Source organism: Curtobacterium sp. Curtsp22 (genome assembly GCF_059492135.1).
This window is the reverse complement of sequence record NZ_CP168519.1, coordinates 2339470-2352102: the sequence shown is the minus strand read 5'-3', so window position 1 is coordinate 2352102 and position 12633 is coordinate 2339470. Positions and strand designations below refer to the sequence as shown.

Below are 12633 nucleotides of genomic sequence, written 5' to 3'. Positions count from 1 at the left end.
TTCGGGGGGTTGACCGCACCGCAGCCCGTTCCGCACACTGACTGCGCCCGGCAGGGGGCTGCCGGTACAGGGGACCAGGAGGGTCGACAACGTGCGGATGTCCACCGTGACCGCAGGGGCGGTCGTGCTCGGGATCGCGCTCGCCGCGGTCGTCACCACGTCGGTCGGCGTCCCGCACGCCGATGCCGCACCGTCCTGCCGCGGGGACCGGATCACCGTCGCCGCGCTGTCGTCGGGGTGTGCCGTGTCGTCCGGCACGGTCGTGCTGCCGGACGGTCGGCAGTTCCGGGTGCCGCCGGTCGGGACGACGGTCTCCGCGATGCCGGTCGGCGCAGCGGGCAGTGCCGACGACGAGGACGTGTCGGTGACGAACACCGGCCGCGCGGGCGTCGCGGTCCTCGTGCACGACCAGTGGTCCGGGGCGCCGGCAGCCATCCGTCAGGAGCGTGCCGCCCTCGCGCACCGGACGCTCCCGGGCGGTTCCGGACTCCGGGCCACGGGCGGAGCGGCATCGTCGTCGGCGGCCACGGGCGGGACGTCCAGCTGCTCCGCGACGGCGTACACGAAGCTCGGCTTCCGCTGGGCCGACACCGTCGAGTGGAGTTACAACCCCAACAACCAGAAGGTGTCCGGCGCAGCAGCCATCGGCGCCGGTGCCGACGCCTGGACCGGGACCACGTCGGCGTGCGGTCGGACGGTGAAGTCGACGGCAGCCGACACGCCCCTCGGTAGCCGGAAGCGCGCGATGGGCGTCACCGCCACGGGTGGCTGCGGCGCGTCCGACGGCTCGAACATGGTCGGGTGGGGATCGCTGCGCTCCGGGACCCTCGCGGTGACCTGCGTCTGGTCGCGCTCGGGCGTCGCGGTCGAGGCCGACCAGCGCTACTCGACGTCGGTCGACTGGTCCGCCGCGTCGACCTGCTCGGGGAAGCGCTTCGACCTGCGCGGGGTCGCCACGCACGAATGGGGGCACGCGTACGGCCTCGGGCACACCGCGGCGACGAGCGGCCTCGTGATGAAGCCCGCGTCGACGACGTGCGAGACCGGCCAGCGGACCCTCGGCCTCGGCGACCTGATCGGCATCGACGCGCTCTACTGATCCGGACCGGGGCGAGGCGCCCGTGATCCTGGATTCTCTAGGATCGATGCATGTCGACCACGATGCCGGGCTTCGGGACCGAGCGCATCACCCAGCTCGGGCTGCGCGACCGCGTCTACGACCGGGTGCTCGAGGTCCTGATGGGGCACGACGTCGAACCGGGCATGCGCCTGTCGATCGACGGACTGGCCCGCTCCCTCGGGGTCTCGCCGACTCCGGTGCGCGAGGCGCTCGTGCAGCTCGAACGCACCGGGCTCGTCACGCGTGAGGCCAACAAGGGGTACCGGGTGTCCCCGCCGCTCGCCGGCGACCAGCTCGAGGCCCTCTTCGACGCCCGGCTCATCGTGGAGTTGGGGGCCGTCGAACTGGCTGCGCGCGGCGACGTCCCCGCCCTGCGGTCACGGTTGGCGACGGCGCTCGCCGAGCAGGCGGCCGTGGCCGAGGAGATCGCCGCGATCGGTGCGGGTGCGGCGTCCGAGGAGCTGATGGCGCGGTTCTTCCGGGCCGACTGGCAGTTCCACCAGGTCGTCTTCGACGCGACGCGGAACCCGTTCCTCGAGGAGATGTCCGAGATCATCACGACCCGCGTCCACCGGATGCGGCAGATCGTCGAGGGTGGTGGCGACGACACCGACCGTGCCGTGCAGGAGCACCGCGCCGTCCTCGACGCACTGGCAGAGGACCCCGCATCGGCGGTCGCGGCGATGCGGCACCACATCGATGCCGTGCGGCTCCGGTCGCGAGCGGACGCGTCGCACACCGCCTGATCCGGCCCGGGCGGACGCCCGTCCCGAGGTTCGGGTCAACGGGACGGGCGTCCTGATCCTCCGTGCCCGCCCTCCTTCGGAGCCCCCCGGACGAGGGGTTTGGTCCGATCGGTTGCGAATCTCCGACGACGGAGTATCTTTCCTATAGGAAAGAGGTTCGACGACGAACCCCGACATGCGAAGGAGCATCCCGTGAGCACACCGCAGGACTGGGTCGACCAAGACTGGGACTCCAGCAGCTGGACGGCCGACACCTGGCCGATCGCGACGTGTCTGCACGGGTTCCCGCAGGTGACGCGCGACGGCGTCGCCTTCCACGACGCGGACCCGGCCGTGTGGGACGACGTGTTCGCGCAGATCGAGGCCGTCGGGTTCTCGCTCGCCGAACTCGCCGACAGCCACATCCGGCCCGCCGACCTCGAACGGTCCCGCCGCGACGAGCTGTTCGCGATCGCGAAGGCGCACGGCGTCGGCATCCCGTCGGTGCACCTGCAGCGCAAGAGCGTCGTCCAGCCCGGGCACGAGGAGGACAACCTCGCCTACGCCCACCGCACGATCGACGCGGCGGCCGAGTGGGGCATGCAGGTGTTCTCGACGGGGCTCCACCAGCCGTTCAACGAGGCCCAGCGGAAGGCGCTCTGGTTCTGGACCGCGCAGGGCCCGAAGGACCCGGACGACGCGGAGGTCCGTGCCGCCGCCGTGTCCCGTCTGCGTGAACTCGGCGAGCACGCCGCGAGCGTCGGACTCCCGATGGCGCTGGAGCTGTACGAGGACACCTACCTCGGTACCGCGGACAGCGCCGTCCGACTCGTCGAGGAGATCGGTCTCGACAACGTCGGGCTGAACGCCGACGTCGCGAACCTCATCCGCCTGCACCGTCCGGTCGAGGACTGGAAGGAGCTGTTCGCGAAGACCCTGCCGTACACGAACTACCTGCACGTGAAGAACTACACGCGGGACGAGGCCGGCGACGGCAGTTGGGCGACGAGCGCGCCGAGCACCATGGAGGCCGGGCTCATCAACTACCGCCAGGTCCTGCGCGACGCGGTCGCCGACGGCTTCCGCGGGATCGTCATGACCGAGCAGTACGGCGGGGACAGCCTCGGCGTCTGCGCCACCAACCAGCAGTACATCCGTTCCGTCCTCGCCACCTCGGTGGTCGGGGCGACGAAGCAAGGAGTCACCCGATGAGCACCCTCGACATCGCCGTCGTCGGATCCGGCTACATGGGCGGCGGGATCGCCCAGGTCCTCGCCCTCGCCGGTCACACCGTCCGGATCGCCGACGTCTCGGCGGAGATCGCCGCGTCCAACCGCGCCCGGCTCATCACCGAGACGGAGCAGTTCGTCGCGGACGGGCTGTTCCCCGCTGATGCCGTGTCGCGGGTGGAGGCCCACCTCAGCGCCGCCGCCTCGATCGAGGAAGCGGTCGCCTCGGCCGACTTCATCGAGGAGGCCGTCCCCGAGAAGCTCGAGATCAAGCACGCGACGCTCCGGCGCATCAGCGAGGCCGCCCGCCCGGACGCGGTCATCGGCTCGAACACGTCGACGATCCTCATCGAGTCGCTGGCCGAGGCCGTCGTGGGTCCGGAGCGGTTCCTCGGCGTGCACTTCTCGAACCCGGCGCCGTTCATCCCCGGCGTCGAGCTCATCCCGCACCCGACGACGAACGAGCACGCGATCACGGTCGGCGAGACCGTCGTCGCGGCCACGGGCAAGCAGTCCGCGCGGGTGAAGGACTCGACCGGGTTCGTGCTGAACCGCCTGCAGTACGCGCTCTTCGAGGAAGCCACGAAGATCGCCGACGAGGGCATCGCGACCCCCGACGACATCGACACCATCGTGCGGACCACGTTCGGCTTCCGCCTGCCGTTCTTCGGCCCGTTCGCGATCGCTGACATGGCCGGACTCGACGTCTACGCGTTCTGCTTCGAGTCGCTGCAGACCCGCTGGCCCGAGCGCTTCGCGACCCCGCCGTCCCTGCAGCAGCACGTCGACGCGGGCGAGCTCGGCACGAAGTCGGGCGCCGGGTACCTCGAGGTGCCCGCCGACCGCACGCCGGAACTCGTCGCCTACCGCAACAAGGCCTACGTCGCGATGCAGAAGCTCCTCGACGAGCTCGGCCCGGCACCGATCCACTGAGGCGGAACACCATGGACAACGAACAGCAGCACCGCACCGCCGTCCTGACCGGGGCCGCATCGCCCCGGGGGATCGGCCGCGCCACCGCCCACCACCTCGCCGAGGCCGGGTGGGACATCGGCATCATCGACCTCGACCAGGACGCCAGCGCGGCGGTCGCCACCGAGATCCGCGAGCAGCACGGCGTCCGGGCCGTCGGCGTGGGCGCGAACGTCGCCGACGAGACCGCCGTCCGGGCCGCCTTCGACACGATCGAGGCCGAGCTCGACCCGATCGTCGCCCTGGTCAACCTCGCCGGGGTGTCCTCGGCGCACGCCTACCTCGACCTCCCGGAGGGGGAGTGGCACCGCGTGCTGTCGATCAACCTCGACGGCGTGCACTTCGCGAGCCTGCGGGCGGCGGAGTCGATGGTGCGGAACGGCTACGGCCGCATCGTGAACCTGTCGTCGGTCTCCGCCCAGCGCGGCGGCGGCACGTTCAGCAAGACCCCGTACACGGTCGCGAAGGCCGGCGTGATCGGTCTGACCCGTGGCCTCGCCCGCGAGCTCGGGCCGCAGGGCGTCACCGTCAACGCGATCGCCCCCGGTCCGATCGACACCGACATCATGGGCGGCACCTTGACCGAGGAGCGCAAGACCGCGATGGCCGCCGACGGCGTGCTGCCGCGGATCGGCACCCCGAGGGACATCGCCGCCGCGATCGCCTACCTCATCAGCGAGGACGCCGGGTTCGTCACGGGCCAGACGCTGAACGTCGACGGCGGCCTGTACATGCACTGACGGGTCCACCGTCCCCTCCACAACCACCGCACCGTGCTCGCAAAGGAGCGAACCCGTGTCACTTCCCCCTGCCCCCGCGCTCGGGTCCACGCACGACCCGGCCCTGAAGTCGGCGATCGGCAAGGCGACGAAGCACCTCATGCCGATGCTCGTCATCCTGTACTTCGTCGCGTTCCTCGACCGCACGAACGTCGGGTTCGCCGAGGAGGCGCTCAGCGTCGACCGCGGCATCTCCGACGCCGCCTTCGCGCTCGGCGCCGGCATCTTCTTCATCGGCTACGCGATCTTCGAGATCCCGTCCAACCTGCTGCTCAAGCGCCTGGGTGCACGCTTCTGGCTCGCCCGCATCGCGATCACGTGGGGCATCGTCGCAGCGCTGTTCTCGTTCACGACGAACGACACGATGTTCATCGTCCTGCGGTTCATCCTCGGCGTGACCGAGGCCGGACTCTTCCCCGGCGTGATCATGTACCTGTCCGAGTGGTTCCCGAACAAGGTCCGCGTGCGGATGTTCGCGATCTTCTACCTGGCGCAGCCGTTCTCGCAGATGATCGGCGCACCGCTGTCCGGCGGACTGATCAGCTTCGGCGACCAGGCCACCCCGTTCCACGGCTGGCAGGTGATGTTCGCGGGTGAGGGTCTGCTCGCGGTCCTGGCCGGCATCGCGGCCCTGGTGTTCCTGACGAACAGTCCGCAGCAGGCGAAGTGGCTCGAGCCGGGGGAGAAGGACTCGCTCACGGCCGCGATGGCCCGTGAGGACACCGCCCGCAGCGAGGACGGCCCGACGGGCATCTGGAAGGCGCTGGCCAGCGGCCGCGTCTGGTACTTCACGATCATCTACTTCTGCCTGCAGGTCGCCGTGTACGGCACGACGTTCTACCTGCCGCAGCAGGTCTCGTCGCTGCTCGGGCAGGACGTCGGCTGGCAGGTCGGACTGGTCGCGGCGATCCCGTGGCTCGTCGGGCTCGTCGCCTGCTACCTCGTCGGTTCGCGGGCGGACACCGTCGGCCGTCGTCGACGCTGGGGCACCTGGTTCTACATCACCACCGGCCTGTCGATCCTCGGGTCCGCCTGGGCCGGCGCGAACGGGCAGCCGATCCTCGGCATCCTGTTCATCACGCTGGCGGTCGCGAGCTTCCTCGCGGTGGGACCGATCACGTGGGCGTACCCGACGGCCTTCCTGACCGGGGCCGCGGCGGCCGCGGGCATCGGGCTCATCAACTCGCTCGGCAACCTCGGCGGGTTCGTGGCACCGATCATGCGCACCGCGATCAACGACGTGGTGCCCACGGACAGCGGAGCGTTCGGCATCGTGTCGCTCGGGGTCCTGGCGTTCGTGGCCGCGGTGATGATCTTCTGCACGAAGTACTTCCGTGGCGCGAAGGCGGACGAGCTGCTCGACACGACGCACGTGCGCGCCCAGGGGGACGAGCGATGACCCGGCTCTTCAACGACCCCGCGGACTTCGCCGACGAGTCGACCGACGGGTTCGTCGCCGCGAACCGCTCCCGGGTGCGGAAGGTCCACGGCGGGGTTGCCCGGTCGACCACGTCGCCGGACGGCACGGTCGCGCTCGTGATCGGCGGCGGATCCGGGCACTACCCGGCGTTCGGCGGGCTCGTCGGGCACGGGCTCGCGGCCGGTGCGGCGATGGGGAACCTGTTCGCCAGCCCGAGCGCGCAGCAGGTCACGGCGGTCGCGACGGCCTCCGAGCACGGCGGCGGGGTGCTGCTGAGCTACGGCAACTACGCCGGCGACGTCCTCAACTTCGACGCGGCCGCACGCGCGCTCGAGGCCTCCGGGATCAGCGTCCGCACGGTGCGGGTCACCGACGACGTGGTGAGCGCGCCCGCCGATCGCGCGCACGAACGGCGCGGGATCGCGGGGGACCTCTGCGTGTTCAAGGTCGCCGGAGCGGCCGCGGAACGTGGTGACGACCTCGACACCGTCACGACGATCGCGGAGCGGGCGAACGACCGGACCCGCAGCTTCGGCGTCGCGTTCTCCGGCTGCTCGCTGCCCGGCGCCGAGGAACCCCTGTTCACCGTCCCCGAGGGTCGCATGGCGATCGGCATGGGCATCCACGGCGAACGCGGCATCGACGAGACCGACGTCCCGAGCGCCGACGGACTCGCCGCGCTGCTCGTCGACCGGTTGCTCGACGAACTGCCGGCCGGGATCACCGCCGCCGGCTCCCGCGTCGTCCCGATCCTCAACGGGCTCGGGAGCGTGAAGTACGAGGAGCTCTTCGTCGTCTACCGCTCGGTGCAGCGCCGGCTCGTCGACGCGGGCGTCGTCATCGTCGAGCCCGAGGTCGGCGAACTCGTCACGAGCTTCGACATGGCCGGCGTCTCACTGACCCTCTTCTGGCTCGACGACGAGCTCGAGGAACTCTGGGTCGCCCCGGCCGACACCCCCGCCTACCGCAAGGGCGGCGCCGTCCCGGCGGAGCGCGTCGCACCCTCCGTGGTGGCGGCCGACGCGGCACCCGACGAGGTCGGCCCGGCCAGCGAGGACTCCCGGGCCCTCGCCGTCCAGGTCGCCGCCGGCTTCGCCGCGGTCCGCTCGGTCATCGACGAGCACGCCGACGAACTCGGCCGCATCGACGCGGTGGCCGGTGACGGGGACCACGGCATCGGCATGCAGCGGGGATCGCACGCCGCTGCCGAGGCCGCGTCCGACGCCGTCGAGCGTGGAGCCGGTGCGGGCAGCGTGCTGCGGATCGCCGGCGACGCCTGGTCCGACAAGGCCGGTGGGACCTCAGGAGCGATCTGGGGCGCGGCCCTGGAGGCACTGGGTCGCGTCCTCGGGGACGACTCGCGTCCGACGGGTGCGGACGTCGTCGAGGCCGTCGGTGCGGCGACCGAGGCGGTCCTCGCTTTCGGCGCGGTGCCCGGGGACAAGACGATGGTGGACGCGCTCGTCCCGTTCCGCGAGGCCCTCCGTTCGCGGGTCGACGACGGTGCGGCGCTCCCCGATGCCTGGCGTGCGGCGGTGTCCGCCGCGCAGGACGCTGCGCAGGGCACCGCCGAGCTGCTGCCGAGGAAGGGCCGGGCCCGGACCCACGCCGAGCACGCCGTCGGGACGGTCGACCCGGGAGCGGTGTCCTTCGCGCTGATCGTGGAGGCCGTCGCGCCGTGATCACCATCGGGGTGTCGCTCAAGACGTACTTCTCGCACGCCCGGACGCTGTCGTGGGCGGCCGAGGTCGCGGACGTCGCCCGGCGGCACCCCGCGGTGACGTCCGGTGCTGCGTCCCTCTTCGTGGTGCCGACGTTCCCGGCGCTCGTCCCGGTCCGCCGCATCCTGACCGATGCCGGTGCTCCCGTGCTGCTCGGCGCCCAGGACCTGTCGTGGGCCGACGCGGGGGCGTACACCGGCGAGGTCACCGGTGCGGAGCTGCGCGAGATCGGCGTCGACCTCGTCGAGATCGGCCACGCCGAACGGCGCTCCCTGTTCCACGAGACGGACGACGAGGTCGCGGGGAAGGTGCACGCCGCCTTCCGCAACCACCTGCGGCCGCTGGTCTGCGTCGGGGAGGCGACCCGAGCCTCCCGAGCGGAGACCGTCGCCGAGGTGACCGCGCAGCTCGACCGGGCCGTCTCGACGGCGGTCGCGGACGGACTGGCGGGGCCGCTCGTCGTGGCCTACGAGCCGGTGTGGGCCATCGGCGCCCCGGCACCGGCACCCGACGAGCACGTCGTCGGCGTGCTCGCGGGGATCGAGGAGCACCTGGCCACGCGGCCGGAACTCTCCGGGTCCGTGGTGATCTACGGCGGCAGTGCCGGACCGGGGCTGCTCACCCGCGGGCAGGGGCGGATCGGCGGCCTGTTCCTGGGGCGGTTCGCGCACGATCCGGCGGCGATCGCCACGATCCTCGACGAGGTGGCGGCGCTCGACGTCAGCTGATCTGGTCCTGGACGGGTCGCGGTGCACGCCCGAGCAGCTGGCCGAGCAGCGGGTCGGTCCCGGCGAAGCGGCCCTGTCCCGCTGCCTGGTACATGCCGAGCAGGAAGCCGGCCATGTGCGGGTCCTGGCCGCCGGCGGTCGACCGGGCCAGCCACTCGTCCTCGCCCAGTACCTCGAACCCGATCGTGCGGCCGGAGCGCTCGGACGCGAACTCCGCGAGCTCGCCGAACGTCGGTGCCGACGGTGCGGTGAGCGTGACGGGGCCGTCGTACGGCTCGTCGGCGAGCAGGATGCGGGCGGCTGCCTCGGCGGCGTCCTCGCGAGCGGTCCACGACACCGGACCGTCGACGGGGACCGAGACCGCGCCCGTCGACTGCCACGGTCCCATCAACCAGGCCGTGCTGTGCGCGTAGAAGCCGTTGCGCAGGCTCGTCCACGGTAACCCGGAGGCGCGGAGCAGGTCCTCGGTCGCGGCGTGGCCGTCGGCCGGTGCGAACGGCGAGCCGTGGGCTGCGCCCTGGTGGCTCGTGTACAGGATCCGTCCCACCCCGGCGTGCACGGCGGCGTCGATGGCCGCGCGGTGCAGCGCGACGGCGTCCGCGCCCGGGTCGTTCGAGGAGACGAGCAGCAGCTGGTCCGCACCCGAGAAGGCCGCGGGGAGCGAGTCGGGCTCGGCGTAGTCGCCCCGGCGGACCTCGACCCCGCGATCGGTGAAACGCTGCGCCCGGCTCGGGTCGCGGGTCACGACGGCGAGCCCCGACGGGTCGAGGTGCTCGAGGAGGTGGTCCGCGGTGGCGCCGTTGAGTGCGCCGGTGGCGCCGGTGATGACGATCATGGTTGCTCCGTACCGTTGGTAACCGATTGGTGTGATCGAAGGTAACACACTGCTATCGCTGTCTTGTTATCGTTGTTCCGTGATCGAGCAGGCAACGCAGCGAGACGAGACGCGGGCACGGATCGTCGAGGTCGCCGGTGCGATGCTCCGTGAGCGGGGGGCTGCGGCGGTGACCACGCGAGCCGTCGCCGAGGGTGCCGGGGTGCAGGCACCGACGATCTACCGACTGTTCGGCGACAAGGACGGCCTGCTCGAGGCCGTCGCGGAACACGCGATGTCCACCTTCGCCGCGGTCAAGGCCGAGGCCGTCCGGGCTGCACGGGACGAGCGCACCGATCCCGTCGATGACCTCCGGCACGGGTGGTCGATGACGATCGGCTTCGGTCTCGCGAACCCCGACCTCTTCGTGCTGCTCAGCGACCCCGAGCGAGGACGTCGCTCGGCGGCGGCACGCGCCGGGACCGCACTGCTCGCCGAGCGCATCCGGCGTGTCGCCGAAGCCGGACGGCTCGCCGTCCCGGAACGGCTGGCGGTGGACCTCGTGCACGCGGCCGGGACGGGGGCGGTGCTGGCGATCCTGTCGACACCGGCGGACGAACGCGATCCGAGCCTGGCAGACGAGGCGTTCGCGGCGGTGTCGGGGAGGATCCTCGTGGCGGACCCGCCGGAGCCGTCGGGTTCCCCGGCTGCGGATGCCGTGACGACTGCCGCGATCACGCTGCGGGCGGTCGCGTCGGACCTCGACGTGCTGTCGGTCGCCGAGCGCGCAGTGCTCGCCGAGTGGCTCGACCGGGTGGCCGGCCAGCGCTAGGTCGACGCCGGCGCGTCAAGCGTCGCGAGCGCCCGCCAGCCCGTGGTCGTGCGCGTAGACCACGAGCTGCACCCGGTCCCGCAGTGCGAGCTTCCCGAGGATGCTCGAGATCTGCGTCTTCACCGTGGACTCCGTGACGAACTCCTTCGCCGCGATCTCCGCGTTCGACAACCCGCGCGAGGCCCAGCCGAACACGATGCGCTCCCGGTCCGTCAGCGACTGGAACGCCTCGGGCTGCGGCGCCGGCGCGCGCTCGACGTCGGCGCCGAACAGCTGCGAGAGGTCGTTCGGCGCGATCACCGAGCTCCCCTCGTGCACCGCCCGGACGGCCGCGAACAGGAACGGCGGCGTGGTGTCCTTGAGCAGGAACCCGCTCGCGCCGAGGCGGATCGCGGTGGCGGCAGCGGGGTCGAGGCCGAACGTCGTCAGCACGACCACGCGGGGGAGCGGCCCCTCGACCGCGCCGGAGAACAGCTGCCGGACGGTCTCGACCCCGTCCATGCCCGACATCCACATGTCGAGGAGCATCACGTCCGGTCGCAGCTCGGGGATGCGCGCCAGGGCCTCGGCGCCGTCGGACGCCTCGCCGACGACGACCATGTCGTCCTGGGCGTCGAGCACGACGCGGAGGCCTGCACGGAACAGTGCCTGGTCGTCGGTCAGCAGGATGCGGATCGGATCGGTCATCGGTTGGTCCCCCCAAGGACGTCGAACGGGATGCGGGCACGTGCGGCGAACACGTCGTCGAGGACGGCGGCGTCGAAGGACCCGCCGAGTGCGGTGAGCCGGGACTGCATGCCGGCGAGGCCACGGCCGGACCCGCGGGTGCTCACCGGCGGGACGGCGACGGGGCCGGTCCCGACGGCGACCGGTCCGGTCCTGACGGTGCCGGCGCCGGGCGCGGCCGTGCCGGCGGTCGCGACGAGGTTCTCGACCTCGAGCACCAGGTCGGCCGACCGCCACGTCTCCCGCACCGTCACCGGCATCCCGGGGGCACCGTGTCGGAGCGCGTTCGTGAGCATCTCCTGCAGCACCCGGCGGGCGGCGGTCCCGCTCTCCGGACCGAGCACCACCGGGACCCCGCGGACGGCCTGGTCGACGTCGACCCCGGCCTCGCGGATGCCCTGCACGATCTCCTCGAGCGACCCCGGGTCGGTCGAGGCGCCGGAGCCGTCGATGTGCCCGAGCACCTGCCGGACCTCGACGAGGGAGCTCCGGGCGGTGCTCGCGATCGTCGCGCTCACCTCGCGGATGCGGGCCTCGTCGGCGAGGAACGGCACCGAGTCGGCCTGCGCGATGATCACGGCGAGGGAGTGGCCGACCACGTCGTGCACGTCGCGGGCGATGTCCGCACGGATCCGCTCGGACTCGGCGACGTCGATGGCCCGGGTGGCGGTGGCCTCGGCCTCGGTGGCGACGGCCTCGGCTCGGGACGCCGCGGCCTCGGCGTCCGCCCGGCGTTCGGACTCGCGGTCCCGCGAACGGAATGCCCGGACGGCGACCCCGCCCGCCCAGACCCCGAGGAGCGCCGTCACCGGAGCGGCCATCGCCAGGAACGCCTGGTCGCGCGGGCCGTTGATGAGGACGAGGAACCGGAAGCCGGTGAGTGCGAGGTAGAGCGTCGCGCTGATGCCGGCCACGAACGCCAGCAGGCCCGACACGATGACCTCACCGCGCGTGCCGACGACCGCCGCCGTGCCGATGACCACGAAGATGGCGATGTCGACGAGCGACGGCCGTTCGCCGCCGCCGACCTGGACGATGCCGAGGACGACGATCATGAGCATCGCCGCGGACGGCGAGACCCGTCGGAGCGCGATCGCCCCGGCCGCGGCGAGGACCGCGAAGAAGCTCGCGTGTTCGAGCTCGAGGTCGATCGGGAGCAGGAAGACGAACGCCGCGAAGACCGCCCAGGCCACGTCGATGATGATCGAGCGGGTGGCGAGCGGCCGGATGAACGTGCGCCGTTCCGTCACGGCACGATCATCGCACGGGGGCGTCGTCCGCCGGTCACGGGACCGGCGACATCGCGATGAGGGCGGTGGCCGTGACCGTGACGATCGCGGCGCAGACCAGCAGGGTGGCGATCGTGTGCTTCGTCGAGGACTCCATGCTCCGAGCCTCGCCGAGCGGCGCGCGCCGGGCATCGGGCGCACGGGTGAACGCGTTCATCCGCACGGATGAAGGCGTCTGGTCCGTCGCGACGCGACCGGGTGGCGGCCAGGAGGCGCGGGTCGGGCCCGCACCGCGCCTCCTGGCCCGCAGGTGGCACCGATCTGCCGGACCCGCCCGT

At 72.2% G+C, this 12633-nt stretch carries 12 protein-coding genes; 9 read left to right on the top strand and 3 right to left on the bottom strand.

Features of this window, described 5'->3' with window-relative positions; translation table 11 throughout:
- The first annotated feature begins 97 nt into the window (after nt 1-97).
- The 8 genes from ACEN8D_RS11335 to ACEN8D_RS11300 all read left to right on the top strand — a co-directional run bounded on the left by ACEN8D_RS11335 (nt 98) and on the right by ACEN8D_RS11300 (nt 8694).
- Nucleotides 98-1099 carry a matrixin family metalloprotease gene (locus ACEN8D_RS11335; protein ID WP_413398988.1) on the top strand — a complete coding sequence of 334 codons (1002 nt, stop codon included), beginning with the start codon at nt 98-100 and terminating at the stop codon, nt 1097-1099.
- Nucleotides 1100-1149: 50 nt separating this feature from the next.
- Nucleotides 1150-1866: a GntR family transcriptional regulator gene (locus ACEN8D_RS11330; protein ID WP_413398987.1), complete on the top strand. Its 717-nt coding sequence runs from the start codon at nt 1150-1152 to the stop codon at nt 1864-1866.
- 192 nt (nt 1867-2058) lie between these two features.
- A complete protein-coding gene (locus ACEN8D_RS11325; RefSeq protein ID WP_071294266.1) occupies nt 2059-3057 on the top strand; it encodes a sugar phosphate isomerase/epimerase family protein in 999 nt (332 codons plus the stop codon).
- Nucleotides 3054-4007: a 3-hydroxyacyl-CoA dehydrogenase family protein gene (locus ACEN8D_RS11320; RefSeq protein ID WP_070417413.1), complete on the top strand. Its 954-nt coding sequence runs from the start codon at nt 3054-3056 to the stop codon at nt 4005-4007. The genes ACEN8D_RS11325 and ACEN8D_RS11320 overlap by 4 nt, the downstream gene beginning before the upstream one ends.
- 11 nt (nt 4008-4018) lie before the next feature.
- Nucleotides 4019-4786, top strand: a complete 768-nt coding sequence (locus ACEN8D_RS11315; protein WP_071302253.1) for an SDR family NAD(P)-dependent oxidoreductase — start codon at nt 4019-4021, stop codon at nt 4784-4786.
- 55 nt (nt 4787-4841) lie between these two features.
- On the top strand, nt 4842-6224 hold the full coding sequence (locus tag ACEN8D_RS11310) for an MFS transporter (protein ID WP_413398986.1): 1383 nt from the start codon (nt 4842-4844) through the stop codon (nt 6222-6224).
- The gene (locus ACEN8D_RS11305) at nt 6221-7927 is read left to right on the top strand and encodes a dihydroxyacetone kinase family protein (RefSeq protein ID WP_413461390.1); all 1707 of its coding nucleotides are present in this window, start codon (nt 6221-6223) and stop codon (nt 7925-7927) included. The genes ACEN8D_RS11310 and ACEN8D_RS11305 overlap by 4 nt, the downstream gene beginning before the upstream one ends.
- On the top strand, nt 7924-8694 hold the full coding sequence (locus tag ACEN8D_RS11300) for a triose-phosphate isomerase family protein (RefSeq protein WP_309777725.1): 771 nt from the start codon (nt 7924-7926) through the stop codon (nt 8692-8694). The genes ACEN8D_RS11305 and ACEN8D_RS11300 overlap by 4 nt, the downstream gene beginning before the upstream one ends.
- On the opposite strand, the gene ACEN8D_RS11295 is transcribed toward ACEN8D_RS11300, so the two are convergent.
- A complete protein-coding gene (locus ACEN8D_RS11295) occupies nt 8687-9529 on the bottom strand; it encodes an NmrA family NAD(P)-binding protein (RefSeq protein WP_413399912.1) in 843 nt (280 codons plus the stop codon). The two genes, ACEN8D_RS11300 and ACEN8D_RS11295, sit on opposite strands and share 8 nt — an antisense overlap.
- A gap of 79 nt (nt 9530-9608) precedes the next feature.
- On the opposite strand from ACEN8D_RS11295, the gene ACEN8D_RS11290 reads away from it, so the two are divergent.
- Nucleotides 9609-10340, top strand: coding sequence for a TetR/AcrR family transcriptional regulator (locus ACEN8D_RS11290; protein WP_309777729.1), 732 nt, complete (start codon nt 9609-9611; stop codon nt 10338-10340).
- A 15-nt stretch (nt 10341-10355) separates the two neighbouring features.
- On the opposite strand, the gene ACEN8D_RS11285 is transcribed toward ACEN8D_RS11290, so the two are convergent.
- Nucleotides 10356-11027, bottom strand: coding sequence for a response regulator (locus ACEN8D_RS11285; RefSeq protein WP_413399911.1), 672 nt, complete (start codon nt 11025-11027; stop codon nt 10356-10358).
- Nucleotides 11024-12316 (bottom strand): sensor histidine kinase, encoded by a 1293-nt coding sequence (locus ACEN8D_RS11280; protein WP_413461391.1) that lies wholly within the window; start codon nt 12314-12316, stop codon nt 11024-11026. The genes ACEN8D_RS11285 and ACEN8D_RS11280 overlap by 4 nt, the downstream gene beginning before the upstream one ends.
- Nucleotides 12317-12633: the final 317 nt, after the last annotated feature.